Genomic DNA, 18,045 nt, shown 5'->3' on the forward strand with positions numbered 1-18,045 from the left:
TTACGAAATCGATAAATCCGTGAATTTTTTCGTTATCTTTTCAATCAAAGCAGGATTATCGTTTTGCACATATACCGAAGTTCCATCAACATCGATTACTTTTTGATATCTCTCTGAAATCTCTTTGAGATGTTTCTGAAAATTCTCTGCATACTCAGGCAATTTTGAATCAAGCAGGATGACATCAGCCTGGGGATTATAATCCATGTAAACATCATGCCTGTTTACTAAAAATACCAGAATATTCATGGGCGCAGCAACCGACACATCACCGGGAATAATATCAATTACCTGATGCAGAACCGGGCTGTGCTGCCAAGTTGGAATATGCCCACCATGTAATGCATATTGCATGGGAGGAACAACCGGAGACCAGAGAAGAGTTGCAATCAAGGAACATCCCAGTACTATTAACAAAAGATTCTTTTGCGTTATCAGGCTTTTACTCTTTTTTTCAGGGGATATTCTTTTTAATCCCATGATAAACGCCATGATTACTACCGGAACAATAAGAGCTGAGTAATGCTGCCCCACATAGTAATATTCCGGGTTCGGCGAGAGAAGAATCTCCATAAATGAAGGAAATCCTATCGCCAACACAGGTAGAGCAGCCAATGGGATAAACAAAAGTGGCAAAAACAGTTGAATCAGATATGATAGCCGGTTTACATTATGGTCAGACAAATTTGAGGAAATATTTTTGTACTGATCAAGGTTACGGTTGGAAGTATCGGGGTGATCAAGAGGGAATGCAGGTTTTACAACAAAATAGAAAGAGAGAAGGATAAGTAAAGAAAGGATAACCAACAGAACAAATTGCCAGTTCTCTTTTAGTGGTTTCGTCCGGTTTACATATAATCCCACCATTCCAAGCATACATACGAATAACGTAACATCTTCTTTAATCAGAAGACAGAAACACCCACATGCCAGCATCAGATTATTACGCTTGGTAAGATACGCCCATAACGTCATTCCACCAAAAAATGGAAAAAATGAGATCTCATAAAAATCACAGTATGCTAAACCCTGAACAACTGGATATAAAAAATAAATTAATGCAACGATCCAGGCATGTTTGGATCCTATAAATTCACGGGCACAGAGGTATACTGGAACCACTCCGAGCGTAATAAGCACAGACTTGATGATAAACAAAGTTACTGCAGATGACGAGAGATAGTAAAAAGGGAGAGCTAATAAAAGGATGGGAGAGAAATGCACACCTAAATGTGAGCCTCCTTCAAAGGAATTTGTAAGAAATTCGCCTGAATGAATAGTATTCCAGAAGAGTTGATTAAATAAGGCTGTATCATATTGGGGATCAAAAACAGATAATCGATATAATGATACTAAAGAGAAAAATAGTGCAAAAATAATGGATGCTGATATTACGATAATATCATATTTGTCACATTTTGGAAATTTATCCCTTATATCATAACTCCTTTTACTTTCTGAATTCATGGCGATCTCTAATGCCCATATTTGAATTGTATCACATATGAACTGATACGATAGAGGGAGTTGTATAAAAAAGGAGGTAAATTTAAAGATTTTAATGATGAGGGATTACCTTTTTAACTTGTCGACATCGCACTCATCGGAATTACTCCGCCCTGATTCATTTGAGCGATCACATACGCAGTTCTTCCTTCCATAACATTCACCTGTTGCTCAAAAGGCTGGTACCCGGTAAGTTCAACCCGTACTGTGTGAACCCCGGGTTTTACCTGCGAGAGAGTCAGCGGGGTATTCCCTTGTGCCACACCATCCAGATATGCAAGCCCGCCTGATGGTAGTGAAGAGATCATCACATATCCATACTGCGGCAACCACCAGGATGGATAGAGGGCAGCGGTGACATATGTTACACTGCCTCCTCCGATAACATTCACCTGCTGATTCCAGTCAAGGTAGTTTGGTGAAGTAACCCGGAGCGAATGGACACCTGGTGTAACATCAGCAAGCCAGAGCGGACCAGTGCCGGCAAGATTTCCATCAACATACACGGACGATCCGGCCGGGTACGTGTAGACACTTACAATACCGTTGTTTGTCGGTTTGATCTTCATGTCTGCGATGACTTCAATCTCTTTTCCTGCTTCCACAGAAACATCCTTGATATAGTCTGTGAAGCCGGGTTTCGTTATCCGGAGTTGGTTTATTCCGGACGGAAGGTTGCCGATACGGAATGTTTGCAGGAACCGTGTCTCACCCTGCAGTTGATTGTTCAGGTACACCTGTGAGCGGTCAGGGGCATAGGTGATCTTAACAGTTCCACCCGGACCTGCCCGTGAAGCTGTTATGTACCCTGATTTGGTGACCGAGTTTGTAGACTGGGTGTTACTTGCAGTCAACTTGACCGTGTAGGTTCCCGGGTTCCGGTATACATGGGATGGATTTGCTACCATGTCAGTCCCACCATCGCCAAAGTCCCAGGCCCACATGATCGGACCTCCAATAGACCGGTCACTAAACTGGACTGTGAGTGGAGCAATGCCGGAAGTAGGCGTTCCACTAAAGTCAGCAATAATTGATCCTGACTGTGAGACCGTGATGTAACCTTCTTTTGTCTTCGTACTGACCCCACCGGTCTGACTGCTTGCTGTCAGTTTCACGGTGTAAACTCCGGGAGCAGTGTACGTGTGAGTTGGGCTCGCAATATTATTGCAACTATCACCTGCACATGAAGCATCCATCGGGATCACACCATCGCCAAAGTCCCAGATCCACATCGTCGGACTGCCGGTTGACTTGTCGGTGAACTTTACAGTCAGTGGTGCACCACCACTCGTTGGAGAGCCTTCAAAGTCGGCCACAACTCCGCCAGACTGTGAGACCGTGATGTAACCTTCTTTTGTCTTCGTACTAACCCCACCGGTCTGACTGCTTGCTGTCAGTTTCACGGTGTAAACTCCGGGAGCAGTGTACGTGTGAGTTGGGCTCGCAATATTATTGCAACTATCACCTGCACACGAAGCATCCATCGGGATCACACCATCACCGAAGTCCCAGATCCACATCGTCGGATTGCCGGTTGACTTGTCGGTGAACTTTATAGTCAGTGGAGCAGTTCCGCTTGTCGGAGTACCTTCAAAGTCTGCAACAATACCACTCGGGCTGCCACCCACAAGGATATAGTTGTCCCGTTTCATCGTATGGGTTCCACCACTGTTGGACACTGTAAGCGTAACGGAATAACTTCCGGGACCGGTGTACGTGTGCGATGGATTGGCTTCATTTGAGGTGGTCGCGTCACCAAAGTCCCAGTAGTAACCGGTTGGTGGTCCAATCGAGAGGTCAGTGAACTTCACAGTCAACGGGGCTGAACCTGAAACCGGTGTTGCTTCAAACATGGCAACCGGTGGGGGTATGTCGCCGGTAACTGCGATGAAGTCCTTTTCAATCTTTGTATCAGTTCCCTGCTGGTTTGAAGAGGTCAGTTTTACAGTAAAGACACCAGCCCGCTGGTAGGTATGGGACGGAGATGCCAGTGTGGCATTTGTACCATCACCAAAGTCCCAGAACCACATTGTTGGATTGCCCGAAGAGGTATCAGTAAACTGGACAGTCAGGGGATTTGGTCCGCTCCGTTTGTCAGCAGTAAAGGAAGCCTTGGGTCCTGCACCACTACCGCTTACCGTGATGTATCCTACCTTTTCTTTTACACTTGAACCAGCGGTCTGGCTGCTTGCCGTTAATTTGACCGTGTATGTACCCGGGGAGTTGTATGTATGGGTCGGGTTTGCAATATTGTTACAAGAACCACCAGAGCAGGACGCGTCCATTGGAATAGGACCATCGCCAAAGTCCCACTGCCACATCGTTGGATTGCCGGTAGACTTGTCGGTGAATTTCACAGTAAGAGGAGCAACACCACTTGTGGGGGTACCTTCAAAGTCTGCAACAATCCCGGATGGTGCTCCTCCTGTACTCAAATCAAGTTTTTGGACTTTACCTGATTCAAAAGGAACAACCTGATCTGCCTTTGTATCTCCAATATAGAAATTGATAGATAGTGGACCCATCTTGAGATCATTCTCAGATGCCACAACCATCAACTTGTCATCAAAGATACCGGCACCCCCATATTTCCCGGCTTCCTTCAGGGTATACTGACCATAAACCTGGTCGTTTACCTTTGCTATCAGCACTGTTCCTGCCGGAACCGGACTGCCCTGAAGCGTGACAGTTCCATAGAACTCAGCCGGAAGCGGAGGAACCGCTGCCGCACTCATTATCAACGCACAGAGCAGAACAACCAGTGCCAATACTGGTTTTATTGCACGAATCCCATCCATATTTAAAGCCCCAACATCCGTTATCCGGATTACTTCACTAGAAACCTCAGAGTTTCAATTGTTTGAATGTTGTTCCTGTCCATGATAATCTTTCCGGAAGATGTGCCCGGGACAGACGGAAAATTGTATTACGGGACTGCTTAAAAAATATCAGAATTGAAGTATATCAAAAAAAGAATAATCGAATCGACTATTATTCCTGTTATTTACGTTATGGATTGATCTCTGATCTGATCGTGAGAAAGATCGGTCCGCGGACGTCAACCTTTCTGTTATTATCAGTAATATATCTCATGGCATAGGGGGCGATCTTCAGGTTGATATCTCCCGGGAGCCGGGCCATTTTAAACTGCACCGTTGTTCCTTCACCACACATGGCTGCTATCTCGATAGATTCCACAGCACCCGCTGCAGCTGCCTGCAAGAATGAGAGACCTGCAGGAACTCCTTCTTTTCTGACAGTGGCAAACTTTTCTGTGTCTGGTACCCCTAGGATCGAACCATTTTGAACAAAGATCTCATTCATGCAGGCAGGTCCGAGCAGCTTTGCCCCTTCTTCAGGTTCTTCTACATAGATAGAGATGTTTTTGCCAGAGATCTCCCCTTCCCATGCTTTGAATGAACATGGACCTATTGCAGTTGCATTCGGAAGGGCTACATCACAGATTGCAGAAACGATCTGACGACCGGCTGCCGACGGTTCCTTCTCCAGAGAAACTGCCCGGGCGAGATCAGAATCTGAGTACTGCCGTGGAGCAAACTGGGGAAAACACATCTCACGAACATCATTTGATCCCGACGAGATCATCGCAAGTCGCTCTACTCCAAGACCGAGATTCATAACCGGGACACCAATTCCATACCCGGCCAGTGAAGATGGAGAGTAGATACCAAAGGTCGCGACCTCCACCCATCCATGCTTTGGATGAGAAGCATACACTTCAGTCTGGGTGTCAGGAATGTAATATTTTGAACGCTTGTCATCAGGTCTGAATTCAAAATCAGTGTACCCGAATGATGACAGTAATGCCCTGGCAACTGCTTTGCCATCCTCCATGGTGACATCTTCTCCTGCAACAACGCAGGATGCAGAGTGGTAACTCATCAGACGCTGGGCATCTTCGGCCTGTTCCCTGCGGAAACACCGGTCAATCGAGAAGAGCATGATCGGATGAGGAACCTTCTCCCAGATGGAACCAAGCGTCTGAAACCAGCCACTGGTCATATGAGAACGGAGAGTCTGACGGCCTGACTCAGGTTTCAACTCACGGAATTCAGGAAAAACCTGATCAAGAATCTCGACGACCAGTGCATCATCGGTCTTGAGCACTGCTGCAAGTTCATGTGTCAGGTCATCACCGTCGATCTCTGATTTCTTATAGGCATGCAGAGTTTTTCTGAGTGCCTCTTCATCTTCCTCGGATACCTGGCGGCCGATGATTCCTGATATCTTCTCTATCTGATCCTTCCCAATTCCGACATTGGGCCTTGGAAGCCCGCCAAGATAGAAGACACGATCAAGCACTGCCATGGCTTCTGGACCAAACTGGCGATAAACCTCCTGCTCATCAACGATGATCGGGTTTTCTGCCTCGTCAAAGCCCATCGCAAGGTATGTCTCACGAAGCTTCTGGATCGTTGCAAATACCGGATGAGGGGTTGCACACCTGTACTGCAGTCTCGGATATGTTCGATCTACTGACGGAGGCGTCAGGACTGACGGGCCTGCATGCCATGCAGCCTCATAATCTTCCTTTGCCCGCTGTTTGAACTCTTCAATATCAAATCTCATAATATCCTCATGCGTTCTCGATCTTCTCAAGACAGATGACCCGGGACTGGGAGTTTTCTCCTTTTATGGTGTAGTCACAATGTGGAAGGATTGTCTCAACAAATGCCTGGATCTCAGGATGTAATGGCATATGTTTGATTGTGAGACGACGCTGGCTGAATCCCACATGCATATACGATTTCACCTCAACAAAGGAAGCACCGCTCTCCTGAATTAATCTGGCATACCCTTCAGGATCATGGTCATTGATCCCTTTTACAAGCGTGATACGAATTGCAGTTCTCGCGCCCTGATCCCCATCCTTCCCAAGTGATACCAGACTTTCCTGCAGCCGATCCCAGTAGTCTTCAAGTGGCTGGGCAACTTTCAGGTAGGTTTCCCTGTCTGTTGCTGTGAGTGAGACATACTTCTGGAACGGTCTGCATGCTTTGAGCTCTTCAGGGTTCGTTCCGTTTGATACGAGGAAGGTTGTACATCCCTTCTGATTAAGCATCTCAATCAGTTCAGGCAGATGCGGGTACAGGGTTGGTTCCCCGGAGAGGGAGATAGCAACCTGGTCCGGATTGATCGCTTCATCCCATCGCTGGGGAGTAACTTTAGGAGAGATTTTGTATCCGGCAAGCCCTTTTTTCTGCAAAAACGGTATCCTCTTTACAATATCTGCCGGAGGAAGATCTTTTTCTCCCGGATGTTCATGCTCAAATGATCGCCAGCAGAAGAGGCATCGATGGTTGCACTTTAGTGTGGGAGTCAGCTGAACACACCGGTGGCTGGAGATGCCGTAAAACTGGTGTTTATAACACATCTCTCCCCCTGTCAGAGCCCTTTTACACCAGAGACAGGGTTTGAGCGAAGCAGAAGAGGATGGATCAAAGAAGAGATATCCCATCCTCCGGAGGGAAATCTCAGGGCTGTGACCGTTTGGAATCTTACATCGCGCGGAGCGCATCTATCCCCAGTGTTTCAAGAGCCTCTTTCAGGGTGTTCCTGGTTGCCTCAACCAGAGTGAGACGCCGATCCCGCACGGTTCCCTGTGCCTTGAGAACCGGTTCAGCATGGTAGAATGAACCAAAAATGTCTGCAAGTTCGCGGGCATATATTGCAAGCAGATACGGTTTCAGTTCAGTGACTACCTGATCGATAACCTTGGGGAACCGGGCTATTTTTTTGGCCAAGACTATCTCGCCGTCACCTTCGATCTCATAACAGTGAGGAAACTCTCCGGCCTTATCTAGAATACTACAGGCACGGGCATGAGCATACTGAATGTAAGGACCACTCTGTTTTTCAAAGTCAAGTGCTTCTTTCCAGTCAAAGACTGTACTCTTCTCAGGGATCGTCTTGACAATATCATACCTGATTGCTGCTGCTGCGACCCCTTTGGCAATTGTTTTACGTGCCTCTTCATCGAGTTCAGGGCGTCGTACTGTTACCTCTTCCATTGCCCGCCGGCCTGCTTCTTCGATCAGTTCATCAGCCGAGATGAATGTTCCCCTTCTGGTGCTCATAGAACCTTCAGGGAGTGAGACAAATTCAAAGAAGACTATCTCCGGGACCGTCTCGCCAAGAAGATCCATGGTTGCCTGCAGTTGCCTGCCGATAAGTTTGTGATCAGCACCCAGAACATCGATCACCCGGTCAAAGTTATGACCTTTCCAGAGGTGGAATGCGATATCTCGGGCAGCATACACACTGGTTCCATCTGAACGCCTGAGGATGTACTTCTTCTCAAACCCGTACTTTGAGAGGTCTAAAGCTAGTGTCTCCTCATGGACCGCTTCAGGCATGTGAGCAATTCGTCCCAGTAACTTACTGGTGTCACCGTTTCTGACAAAATCACTCTCAAATACAAACCGGTCATGGTGGGCATGGAGTCCGGCAAGAGTCTCCTTGAATCCTTCAAGACATCGCCTGACCGGGCCCTTGAACCTGCGGATGATCTCATCATCCCCATCCTCAACCTTCTGCATCAGGGCATCGATCTCTGCAGTGAGTGATGGATCAGCAGTGAGGTGTTTGTTTGCCTCAATGTAGACCTCGGCAATCAGATGGTCACCTTTTCCTGGCCCATACACATCAGTGTGCTGTCTGTCAATACCCCAGGCAACGATCGCAATCTGCCGGCCCATATCGTTAACGTAGTATTCAACTTCCAGAGGATACCCTGCTTTGCGGAAACACCGGGCCAGGGTATCTCCTATAATAGTATTGCGTATGTGACCGACATGGAGCGGGCCGTTCGGGTTTGCACTTGTGTGCTCAAGGACAACACGGACACTCTTAGGAGGAAGATTCCCATACCCGGGCTTGACTGCAGCTTTCAGAACCTCTGCACAGTACCTTCCCTCAAACGTGAAGTTAATATATGGCCCGGTAGCCTCGGTACGGACATTCAGATCTTTGAGAAGACGGTCAGATATGGCATCGGTGATCTCCTTGGCTATCTGGGCGGGGGCCATCCGCTTCTCTTTTGCCATGGCAAACGCCACGGTTGATGCAAGATCTGCATGCTCTCCACCATCAACCAGGAGAACATCCTCCCTGCCGGTATACTCTTTGAGAACCCCGGCAACCTGTTCACACAAGGAAATATACATTAAAACCCGGTCCTGTATCTAAGTATTGCGGCTATTCCGCCAAATGCACTATATAATTGAGACCCTTCCTCAAAATCATCTGATATGATGGAAACACTGCTGTTGCTCTGGTCAGCAAGTTGGGTCAGTTCATCTATGATGTCAAACTCCTGTTCAAGCTGGAGCGGGGATGTACACTTCGGGCAGGGTCCGAAATCAAGATCACCTGGATCTTTTCCCGCTTCCATCTGGACCGTCTTCTGCTCTGTATACCCACAGGCATCACACTTGATAACCAGGCGTGATTTCCTGAGTTTATCAGATAAGAGGAGCATATCAACCGAACCCAGTTCAAGGTTGGCCCTGACACTTTGTTCTCCATAGGCTGCAAGACCGTTGTCCTTGACAAGTTCCTTGAAGAACCGCTCCATGATGTGCTTCTCTTCAATGACAGTCTGACCTTTCAGGACATCTTCGGCAGCATCCACCAGCTCGGGAAGCCCGCTCTCATTGGTGTATGCAACATCAAAGAGCCCAAGGATCCGTTTTTGCACTTCGTGATGCAGGAACTGACCCTGTTCAAACTCTTCCTTTGTCGGGGACGGACCACCGATCAGTAATCCCTTAAACCGGTTGAAGTAGTCTTTCTCACTCAGGAATATCTCACTGGATCGCTCGCCCACTTTCTTATAGAAATCATTGATAGCGATCAGACGGAGGCGTTCGAATCGGATACTTGACTGACCACCTTTGCGCTGCTTTCCTGGCACCGTAGAGGTGGTTCCACCAATCGGATCAATCCGGTTTCCACGCAGAAATCCCCAGTATGCTTCTCTTCTGTCCAGAACCAGAAGGCCATACACAGCCTTCTCTTCAAGCATGTCACGGAGAGGTTCTAGTTCGAACTTGGAACTGCACCGGTACATGTAGAGATTGATGGGCTGGGGCGGAAGCACCACGTCACACTCAAGGTCCTGGCGATCTCCATGCTTGTTCACACTCCCGCAGAAGACAGCCATCCCTTCCTCCGGTGGCTTGTTATAATATTTAAGCCGGGCAAGAATGCTGGATATCGCACTCTGTACATTTGTCCGGGTCTGTTTCGATTTGATGTTGGCACACTGGCCAAACTCGTCCCGCAGCTGGGCGGTTACATCATAGATCTGCTTATCCGGTGGTATGTAGAGAGAGATCAGTTCGGTTCCACTGCCCTCTTTCGCCTCCAGCCGTTCAAGCATCTTTTTAAATTCATAACGCCGCCGTGCGTCATCATGTTCAACCGCTTCGCTCATGGCAACAAACCTGTATTGTAAGCTGGTATATATTGCTCCGGGCCGGACTTAATATCTGCGGCGGACAGAAAAAGATATTTAATTATTCAGATATTTCTGAAACTGGTCGCGTAGGGTCTGATCCACCTCATCATTGAACCCATGCGTTCCATTGAATGTAAAAAATTGTGCAGACTTACCAAGAGTAGTCGCTAGTTTTTCTCCCAGGTCTATCGGGATAATCGGATCCTTTGGTGCATGGAATATAAGTGAAGGCCTCGGTGCAATCCGCGGACCCATCACGTCAGGATCAATACTGAGTAAAAAGCTCCTGGCACTTCCCTGGTACTGATCACCCTGGCGTTCAAACCCTGACGTGGATATCCCGACATACCCGGCAGACTCGTTATCAATTGCGGCAGCAACTGCAGCGTACCTTCCACCGTTAGACTCTCCAATCATCCAGATGGGAATCAGACCGTACCGTTCGTGAAGGTACCGTTCTGCGTCTATCATATCTGCAATAATCAGGTAGATCTGTGGCCACTCTCCTGCTGAGAACTTTCCATAATCCTTCTCCAGATTTAGCGGGTACCCCGAAGTATTGCCGCCGTTGCCTCTCACATCAACAACCAGAACTGCATATCCCTGCCGACCATACTCAAGCAGATGACCAATATGGCCTGAAGCAGGAACTCCTGCACCAGGTGCCCAGACCGCACCTTCTTTCGGATGCTCCGGGGCAATGAGAACTGCAGAGACATTTCCGCCAAAATTCGTAAATGTCAGTTCTTCAACCGTGACATTCCCTTCAGTCTCAAGAGTTTTATTAACGACCACTCCATGAGGAATCTGCATGGTGAGAATTCCATCATCAGATACCTGATACGCAGGTTTTACTGACTGACTCTGCATACCAGTGCATCCGCAGACTATCAAAAACAGAATCAGAACAAGTATTATAGATAGTGGAAAACAGCAACCCCTCATGTACACTCCTTACCGATGCACCGGGCTACAGCTGCTATCGTCTTTGCATCAACAATCTCACCATCCCTGACCATCCGGAAAACCTCGGAGATTGACAACCGAACAGGTTCAATTATCTCATCAGCATCAGGAGCATACTCGCGTGAGGGGGTAAGACCTCTCGCTTCATAAATAAAGATCCGCTCATCGGTAAAACCCGGAGTTGTATAGATAAAACCACGGGGTATGAGTTCTCTGGCAGCAAGACCTGCCTCTTCGATCAGTTCCCGTCGTGCAGTCTCAATCGGATCCTCACCGGTTTCCATGGTTCCGGCAGGTGCCTCAAGGATATACTGATCAATCGCAAAACGCCACTGACGTATGAGATAGCAGTACTCCCCGTCAATAGGAAATATTACTACAGCACCACGTGGCCTGACTACCACCGCCTCACGTTGCATCCCGTTTGGCAGAGAAAAATTTGATTTTTCAACGATGAGACGCTTTCCCCGGTAGATCTCCATAATTCACCGGTAGGGAATCGGATCCTCTATCCCAATCGTTGCAAACGCTTCCTTTCTGAAATGACAGGAGCCACAGACACCACATGCGGCCTCTCCATCCTGGTAGCACGACCATGTGTCTTCATACGGGACGCCAAGGTCCATTCCAATCTTCAGAATCTCTGATTTGTTGAGACGAACAAAGGGAGTATTAAGCGAGATATGAGTTTCAGGCCGTGTGCCCAGGTTTATTACCTGCTGAAAAGCCTCGATAAATTCAGGCCTGCAATCAGGGTACCCGGAATAGTCTGATGCCTGCACACCGATGTAGATCGCATCCGCTCCCCTGGCCTCGGCAAAACTCGTTGCGACAGAGAGGAGGTTTGCATTCCTGAAAGGTACATACGTCTGTGGAATCCCATCTCCTGCATCAGCATGAGATTTTACCGGCATTGACCGATCAGTCAGACTTGAAGCTCCAACCTGGATCAGATATGCAAGATTTACATCCAGGAACTCTGCTGCATTGAGATGCCGGGCAATCCGTTTGGCACATTCACGCTCTTTATCTTCGGTGCGTTGACCATAGGTGAAGTGAAGGGCATAAATCTCATATCCTTCAGATTTTGCCAGGTAGGCAAGAGTAGATGAATCCATGCCACCTGAAAGAAGACATACTGCTCTCAATTATTGTACCCCGATAATTTTGTGAAGTTGCAACTGAAATCTTACCGGCAGGTTCTGATCCAGAATATATGAGACTATCTTCATAGGATCAGTTCCAAACACCGGCGACCAGAAGATCGTTCCTCTCACCGCGTTTTGTTTCAGAGTCTCATGAGCGTATCTGAGATCCTCATCTGTGCCAATGACGTACTTGACCGAATCTTCAGGCCTAATCCAGTGAAGCAGACTTAAATCGCTCTTCTCCCCTGATGACGGACATTTGACATCCATACAGATGGTCGCATAATCCTGGCAGGTCCTGAAATCCTGTGTCCCATTTGTCTCAATGGTTGTCGCATGCCCGGTTTCTTTGAGCATCTTCAAAAGCGCAGGAAGATTTTGCTGGAGAAGAGGCTCGCCACCGGTGATACATACATGGGCTATCCCGGATTTCTGTACCTCTTCCATTATCTGTGCAAGATCCATTTCAGTCCCGTAGTCATCCTGCGCGGCGCGAGTATCACAGTACAGGCACCGGAGATTGCATCCGGCAAAACGGATGAAGATTGTTGGATATCCGGAGGTGTCGCCCTCCCCCTGAATACTGGTAAAGATTTCAGCGATCTTCATGTGTCAACTCTGCATAGCAGGATGGTGACTCCCAGACCCTTATTGTCTCGACCCTGATATCCCGGCCACTTGGAGCATATGCAGACTCGATCGAGTCACGAATAAGTTCTGCCAGAAGTTCGCTTGTCGGGTCCCCGGGAGTCTTAATTACCGGATGAAATTCCTCAATTCTCGGAACCATCGGGTCATCCTGGTTCAGAATAATCTGGTGATCATACTTGTTGACTGCCTGTTTGATCTCATTATAATCAACCAGAATATTTGTTTGGTCATCAGTCCTACCAGTGATCCAGATCTCAACCTTCCATCGGTGTCCGTGAAGGTTGTGACATTTGCCCCGGTAATGAAGGAGTCGATGACTGGCATCGAAGGAGACTTCCTTGTAGAGCCTGATCTGCATATCATTATGTTAGACGGGAATACAACTATTATATTGCATAAGGGGTAACGTATACAGACAGGTTTCAAACTTAGCACGGTAATACGCATCTGTCGTGCATTTGGACAAAACCTCACCGATACCCGGTGTTTCCGTCGAAATTTTTACAGAGTGATGTAATGGGACAGGGAAAATTCGCAGCACGAAAGTTAAAGCGCGACTGGCATAGATTCCGCTGGAGCGACCCGCATTTCGCCCGCACAGCAGGCGGACTGAAGTTAAAATCAGATCCTCTTGAGGGCGCGCCACAGGGGCGCGGCATTGTTCTTGAGAAGATTGGTGTTGAGGCAAAGCAGCCCAACTCAGCAATCAGGAAATGTGTCCGTGTACAGTTGATCAAAAACGGCCGTCAGGTTTCTGCATTTGCAGTTGGTGACGGTGCTATCAACTTCATCGACGAGCACGACGAAGTTGAGATTGAAGGCATCGGAGGCCGTCTCGGTCGTTCAATGGGAGATATCCCAGGAGTCAGATACGTGGTCACCAAGGTGAACAATGTCTGTCTTCATGAGATGGTCATAGGACGGAAGGAGAAGCCACGCAGGTGAACGTGATGAGTGAAGAAACAGCGTCGGCCCCTTCACGCCTTCTTTTCAACAAGTGGGACGTGACTGAGGTCAATATCAAGGACCCGGGTATTGCACGATACGTGAACCTCACCTCCATGATGGTGCCACATTCATGCGGCAGACTCACGAGGCAGGAATTCAACAAGTCAAATATGCTCATCGTAGAGCGGCTTATCAACCAGCTCATGCGGACTGAGGTCAACACAGGCAAGAAGACACTGGCAATTCGCATTGTCAAGGACGCCTTTGATATCATCAACAAGAAGACCAAGAAAAACCCGGTTGAAGTTCTTGTTGATGCAGTTGCAAATGCAGGCCCCCGCGAAGAATCAGTAAGACTGAAGTACGGAGGAATCAACGTTCCAAAGTCTGTCGACACCGCACCAATGCGCCGTGTCAACACTTCAGTTGGGTTGATTGGGGCCGGAGTTTACTCTGCCAGCCACAAGAAGAAGAAGCCGGTGGCAGTAGCCCTTGCCGAGGAACTTATCGCTGCAGCAAACGGCGATCCAAAGTGTTACTCAGTAGGCAAGCGGGAAGAACGTGAACGTGTTGCAAAGTCTGCACGTTAGAGAACAATCTCTCAATACTTTTTTCAGAGAATTTCAGGTGTAATATGAGCCGAGGGAAGAAAACGGTTGAGCGCGTCACGCAGCTCATGAACAAGCCGGAGAATATCAGGAACATCGGTATCGTCGCCCACATTGATCACGGGAAGACAACCATGTCTGATAATCTCCTGGCAGGTGCAGGAATTATCAGTGAGGATCTTGCAGGGAAAGCCTGTTGGATGGACTCAGATGAAGAAGAACAGGCACGTGGAATCACCATCGATGCTTCAAACGTCTCCATGGTTCACGAGTATGAGGGCAAAGAGTATCTCATCAACATGATTGATACTCCAGGTCACGTGGACTTTGGTGGCGATGTTACCCGAGCAATGCGTGCAGTAGACGGAGCAGTTGTCCTTGTGGACGCAGTAGAAGGCACAATGCCACAGACCGAGACTGTTCTTCGTCAGGCACTCAAAGAGCGGGTAAAGCCAGTTCTGTTCATCAACAAGGTTGACCGGCTTATCAATGAGCTTCAGGTTGACGAGATGGAGATGCAGATCCGCCTCGGAAAAGTCATCGACAAGGTCAACAAGCTCATCAAGGGTATGAACGAGGAGATGTACAACAACGGGTGGAAACTCGATGCTGCACAGGGAACCGTTGCATTCGGATCTGCACTCTATAACTGGGCAATCTCTGTCCCGTACATGAAAAAGAGTGGAATCTCATTCAAGAATGTATATGACCACTGCAAGGCTGGTGAGATGAAAGAGCTCGCAAAGAAGAGCCCCCTTTGTGATGTTATCCTTGATATGGTCGTAACATTCCTGCCAAATCCACTTGAGGCACAAAAGCGGCGTGTTGGTGTGATCTGGCACGGGGATATCAACTCACCCGAAGGCAAGGGTATGTACAACTGTGACCCCAATGCACCAAGCTGCATGATGGTGACTGACATATCCTTTGACCCACACGCAGGAGAAGTTGCAACCGGACGTCTGTTTGGTGGAAAACTCAAGCGTGGAGACGAAGTCTACGTCATGCAGTCTGCCAAGAAGGTCAACCGCCTTCAGCAGGTTGGTATCTTCATGGGTCCGACCCGTGTTGAGGTTCCTGAACTCTTTGCAGGAAACATCGCTGCAGTCACCGGTCTGAAAGACGCAGTTGTCGGATCAACTGTATCAAGTCTGATGGACATGACCCCGTTCGAGTCACTCGAACACTACAGTGAGCCTGTCGTCACCGTTGCTGTTGAAGCAAAGAACATGAAAGACCTTCCAAAACTGGTTGAAGTGCTCAGGCAGGTCGCTAAGGAAGATCCAACCCTTCGTGTCAACATCAATGAAGAGACCGGAGAACACCTCATCGCAGGAATGGGAGAACTCCACCTTGAGATCGTTACCGGCCGTATCAAGCGTGACAAGAACGTGGAGATCGTCACTTCAGAGCCTATCGTGGTGTACCGTGAGACCATTGTCAACAAGCTCGACAGCGCTGTTGAAGGAAAGTCTCCAAACCGTCACAACAGATTCTACTTCATGCTCGAACCAATGCCTGACCATGTCGTTGAGTTGATCAAGAACCATGAGATCTCAATGAACCAGGAGCAGCTTGAGCGTCGTGACGCGATGGTCAAGGCAGGATTTGAGAAGGATGAAGCCAAGAATGTCAAGGATATCTACGGCACCAATATGCTCCTTGATATGACCAAGGGTATCCAATACCTCAATGAAACCATGGAACTTATCATTGAAGGTATTCATGAGGCACTTGACGGAGGTCCACTTGCAGACGAGCCGGTCCAGAACCTTCTGATGAAACTGGTTGATGTCAAGCTTCACGAAGATGCTATTCACCGTGGACCTGCACAGGTCATCCCTGCAGTAAGAAGTGCAATCAAGGCAGGTCTTCTCCTTGGAAATGACTCACTCCTTGAGCCAATGCAGAAACTTCACATCACCGTCCCACAGGACTACATGGGTGGAGCAACAGCCCAGATCCAGAGCCGCCGTGGCCAGGTCTTTGATATGACCAGCGAAGGAGATACCATTACCGTCGTTGGAAAGGCACCGGTTGCCGAACTTTTCGGATTTGCCGGAGATGTCAGATCTGCAACCGAAGGCCGTGCCATGTGGAATCAGGAATTTGCAGGATTTGAACTTGTTCCAGCCGGTATGGTCAAAGATGTAGTGATTGAGATCCGTAAGCGCAAGGGTCTCAAAGAAGAGATGCCTAAAGCATCAGATTATCTCGCGTGACCTGAACCCAAACGCATCACTCCTTTTTTAATTTCGTTGTTATTATAATATTTGAGAATTATAGCCCAGAATATTCCCCTTTTCTCCCCAACAAATAAGGAAAATATATAACTATGACAAACGAATTGTTCTTGTCCAATTTTTATCGGGGGTTAGATGCTCATGCATTTGATGGGGAAGATAAGAATGAAAAAAAGGGATTGGAGCAGGTTTCTCATCTTGCTCATGGTTGGCCTATTTATCCTGCCAGGATTCGTCTCAGCAATAAGGCCCACGTCTGCACTATACGACCAGACAGGTCTTACAACAACAATTGATGCTACCTGTATCGGAACACTTGTTGTTGATCATGATATGGATTGGGGACAGACAAATACGCCGGAAGGAAATCTTAACTCAGCAACCCTGCGTGGGGATGAAGTAAGAACAGATACCACATATCGTGAAAACACACTTGCGGCATCTGGTACTACCAGGTATACTAAAGACTTCAGCATGGACGGTTCAAATGCAACTCAGGGAACCGATAATCTTGGAGTCAGGCACACTATCAATTACCTTGCCAATGAGAGTGAAGGTGGGCAGATGCTCTATGATGAGCAGGGTACAATAACTCAGTATGGTAGGGGAACATCCAACAATACAGAAGTAAAATGTGTGTTTGCATCAGGATCTGGTGGAGCAGCAGGATTTGGCGGATACGTTAGCGCGGGCAGTCTGATGGACGTCAAAGAAGTAGCTGCAGTCACACAGATGGGTGGAAGAATGATATCAGCAGATGCTAAGACTCCTGTCAATCTGCGATATGCCTTTGATGCTCAGGGTCTCGACACAGATACAAAAGACAAGCTCGCAACCGGTTCAGCTTCAGTCTATCAGACTACTAACTTTGAGACCTACGGCAAAGATCCCTCGTCAACAAATACCACAACCAAGATTGACGACAAGCAGAATACACAGGCACGGGGATTATTCGACCTCGCACAGACGGTTGGATATACCTCTACCTACTAACTCTTTTTTGCATGAACTCTCATTCAACCAATAAGATTGCCGTCCTGATCAAAGAGTTATACCATCCAAATAAAGAGTGCCGGGCTAAAACAGTTCAGAAGGTTGTAAAATACGGGAATGAGGCAGTTGAACCTCTCCTGTCTCTTCTTCATGATCCAGACTGGAGAATAAGGTACCGGGCAGCTGAAGCACTCGGACTTATCAGATCTATTGAGCCGGTTCAGGAACTTATCCAGGCCTGCAATGATGAGAAGGATCATGTCAGGTACATGGCTGCAAAATCTTTAGGAATAATAAGAGATGCAAGAGCAGTTCAAACACTGATCCATATGCTGAATGATGAGCACCAGTATACCCGGGGGATTGCTGCTACAGGACTTGCTTTAATAGGGGATAGTACAGCAAAACGAGAGATTGAAGCAGCTCTTGCAAGGGAAACAGATCAGACAGTAAAAGAAAAGATGATTCAGAGCTTAAAAACTCTGAATGGAGAATAAGAA

Annotated in this window: 16 protein-coding genes; 5 read left to right on the top strand and 11 right to left on the bottom strand. The window is 47.8% G+C overall.

Annotation, left to right across the window (positions count from 1 at the left end):
• The 11 genes from DK846_RS08150 to DK846_RS08200 all read right to left on the bottom strand — a co-directional run bounded on the left by DK846_RS08150 (position 1) and on the right by DK846_RS08200 (position 13,111).
• On the bottom strand, positions 1 to 1,467 hold the full coding sequence (locus DK846_RS08150) for a DUF2079 domain-containing protein (RefSeq protein ID WP_109968449.1): 1,467 nt from the start codon (positions 1,465 to 1,467) through the stop codon (positions 1 to 3).
• Between the two features lie 113 nt (positions 1,468 to 1,580).
• The gene (locus tag DK846_RS18150; RefSeq protein WP_109968450.1) at positions 1,581 to 4,304 is read right to left on the bottom strand and encodes a PKD domain-containing protein; all 2,724 of its coding nucleotides are present in this window, start codon (positions 4,302 to 4,304) and stop codon (positions 1,581 to 1,583) included.
• 211 nt (positions 4,305 to 4,515) lie between these two features.
• On the bottom strand, positions 4,516 to 6,096 hold the full coding sequence (gene sepS / locus DK846_RS08160) for an O-phosphoserine--tRNA ligase (protein ID WP_109968451.1): 1,581 nt from the start codon (positions 6,094 to 6,096) through the stop codon (positions 4,516 to 4,518).
• Positions 6,097 to 6,103: 7 nt separating this feature from the next.
• Positions 6,104 to 6,985, bottom strand: coding sequence for a 4-demethylwyosine synthase TYW1 (twy1, locus tag DK846_RS08165; RefSeq protein WP_245926505.1), 882 nt, complete (start codon positions 6,983 to 6,985; stop codon positions 6,104 to 6,106).
• Between the two features lie 40 nt (positions 6,986 to 7,025).
• The gene (gene argS, locus DK846_RS08170) at positions 7,026 to 8,693 is read right to left on the bottom strand and encodes an arginine--tRNA ligase (RefSeq protein ID WP_109968453.1); all 1,668 of its coding nucleotides are present in this window, start codon (positions 8,691 to 8,693) and stop codon (positions 7,026 to 7,028) included.
• A complete protein-coding gene (prf1, locus tag DK846_RS08175; protein WP_109968454.1) occupies positions 8,693 to 9,964 on the bottom strand; it encodes a peptide chain release factor aRF-1 in 1,272 nt (423 codons plus the stop codon). The genes argS and prf1 overlap by 1 nt, the downstream gene beginning before the upstream one ends.
• 78 nt (positions 9,965 to 10,042) lie before the next feature.
• Positions 10,043 to 10,858 (bottom strand): alpha/beta hydrolase, encoded by an 816-nt coding sequence (locus DK846_RS08180; RefSeq protein WP_109968455.1) that lies wholly within the window; start codon positions 10,856 to 10,858, stop codon positions 10,043 to 10,045.
• Between the two features lie 71 nt (positions 10,859 to 10,929).
• Positions 10,930 to 11,436 carry an NUDIX hydrolase gene (locus DK846_RS08185; protein ID WP_109968456.1) on the bottom strand — a complete coding sequence of 169 codons (507 nt, stop codon included), beginning with the start codon at positions 11,434 to 11,436 and terminating at the stop codon, positions 10,930 to 10,932.
• A gap of 3 nt (positions 11,437 to 11,439) precedes the next feature.
• Positions 11,440 to 12,102 (bottom strand): 7-cyano-7-deazaguanine synthase QueC, encoded by a 663-nt coding sequence (gene queC, locus DK846_RS08190; protein ID WP_109968457.1) that lies wholly within the window; start codon positions 12,100 to 12,102, stop codon positions 11,440 to 11,442.
• The gene (locus tag DK846_RS08195) at positions 12,103 to 12,711 is read right to left on the bottom strand and encodes a 7-carboxy-7-deazaguanine synthase QueE (RefSeq protein WP_109968458.1); all 609 of its coding nucleotides are present in this window, start codon (positions 12,709 to 12,711) and stop codon (positions 12,103 to 12,105) included. It abuts the gene before it with no gap.
• Positions 12,698 to 13,111 (bottom strand): 6-carboxytetrahydropterin synthase, encoded by a 414-nt coding sequence (locus DK846_RS08200; protein ID WP_109968459.1) that lies wholly within the window; start codon positions 13,109 to 13,111, stop codon positions 12,698 to 12,700. The genes DK846_RS08195 and DK846_RS08200 overlap by 14 nt, the downstream gene beginning before the upstream one ends.
• A 158-nt stretch (positions 13,112 to 13,269) precedes the next feature.
• Between DK846_RS08200 and DK846_RS08205 the strand changes: the two genes are divergently transcribed.
• The 5 genes from DK846_RS08205 to DK846_RS08225 all read left to right on the top strand — a co-directional run bounded on the left by DK846_RS08205 (position 13,270) and on the right by DK846_RS08225 (position 18,042).
• Entirely contained in the window at positions 13,270 to 13,698 is a 429-nt protein-coding gene (locus tag DK846_RS08205; RefSeq protein WP_109968460.1) for a 30S ribosomal protein S12, read from the top strand.
• A gap of 5 nt (positions 13,699 to 13,703) precedes the next feature.
• Positions 13,704 to 14,291, top strand: coding sequence for a 30S ribosomal protein S7 (locus tag DK846_RS08210; RefSeq protein ID WP_109968461.1), 588 nt, complete (start codon positions 13,704 to 13,706; stop codon positions 14,289 to 14,291).
• Between the two features lie 44 nt (positions 14,292 to 14,335).
• The gene (locus tag DK846_RS08215) at positions 14,336 to 16,531 is read left to right on the top strand and encodes an elongation factor EF-2 (protein ID WP_109968462.1); all 2,196 of its coding nucleotides are present in this window, start codon (positions 14,336 to 14,338) and stop codon (positions 16,529 to 16,531) included.
• 225 nt (positions 16,532 to 16,756) lie between these two features.
• Positions 16,757 to 17,545 (top strand): hypothetical protein, encoded by a 789-nt coding sequence (locus DK846_RS08220; protein ID WP_181391686.1) that lies wholly within the window; start codon positions 16,757 to 16,759, stop codon positions 17,543 to 17,545.
• A gap of 11 nt (positions 17,546 to 17,556) precedes the next feature.
• Complete coding sequence (locus DK846_RS08225) at positions 17,557 to 18,042, top strand: HEAT repeat domain-containing protein (protein ID WP_109968464.1); 486 nt, start codon at positions 17,557 to 17,559, stop codon at positions 18,040 to 18,042.
• Positions 18,043 to 18,045 lie beyond the last annotated feature (3 nt).

This window comes from Methanospirillum lacunae (genome assembly GCF_003173355.1).
GTDB lineage: Archaea > Halobacteriota > Methanomicrobia > Methanomicrobiales > Methanospirillaceae > Methanospirillum > Methanospirillum lacunae.

Coding starts and splice junctions, on each gene's coding strand:
- DK846_RS08150 (WP_109968449.1), bottom strand. CDS start 1,467: ATGAATTCAGAAAGTAAAAGGAGTTATGATATAAGGGATAAATTTCCA.
- DK846_RS18150 (WP_109968450.1), bottom strand. CDS start 4,304: ATGGATGGGATTCGTGCAATAAAACCAGTATTGGCACTGGTTGTTCTG.
- sepS (WP_109968451.1), bottom strand. CDS start 6,096: ATGAGATTTGATATTGAAGAGTTCAAACAGCGGGCAAAGGAAGATTAT.
- twy1 (WP_245926505.1), bottom strand. CDS start 6,985: ATGGGATATCTCTTCTTTGATCCATCCTCTTCTGCTTCGCTCAAACCC.
- argS (WP_109968453.1), bottom strand. CDS start 8,693: ATGTATATTTCCTTGTGTGAACAGGTTGCCGGGGTTCTCAAAGAGTAT.
- prf1 (WP_109968454.1), bottom strand. CDS start 9,964: ATGAGCGAAGCGGTTGAACATGATGACGCACGGCGGCGTTATGAATTT.
- DK846_RS08180 (WP_109968455.1), bottom strand. CDS start 10,858: ATGCAGAGTCAGTCAGTAAAACCTGCGTATCAGGTATCTGATGATGGA.
- DK846_RS08185 (WP_109968456.1), bottom strand. CDS start 11,436: ATGGAGATCTACCGGGGAAAGCGTCTCATCGTTGAAAAATCAAATTTT.
- DK846_RS08195 (WP_109968458.1), bottom strand. CDS start 12,711: ATGAAGATCGCTGAAATCTTTACCAGTATTCAGGGGGAGGGCGACACC.
- DK846_RS08200 (WP_109968459.1), bottom strand. CDS start 13,111: ATGCAGATCAGGCTCTACAAGGAAGTCTCCTTCGATGCCAGTCATCGA.
- DK846_RS08205 (WP_109968460.1), top strand. CDS start 13,270: ATGGGACAGGGAAAATTCGCAGCACGAAAGTTAAAGCGCGACTGGCAT.
- DK846_RS08210 (WP_109968461.1), top strand. CDS start 13,704: ATGAGTGAAGAAACAGCGTCGGCCCCTTCACGCCTTCTTTTCAACAAG.
- DK846_RS08215 (WP_109968462.1), top strand. CDS start 14,336: ATGAGCCGAGGGAAGAAAACGGTTGAGCGCGTCACGCAGCTCATGAAC.
- DK846_RS08220 (WP_181391686.1), top strand. CDS start 16,757: ATGGTTGGCCTATTTATCCTGCCAGGATTCGTCTCAGCAATAAGGCCC.
- DK846_RS08225 (WP_109968464.1), top strand. CDS start 17,557: ATGAACTCTCATTCAACCAATAAGATTGCCGTCCTGATCAAAGAGTTA.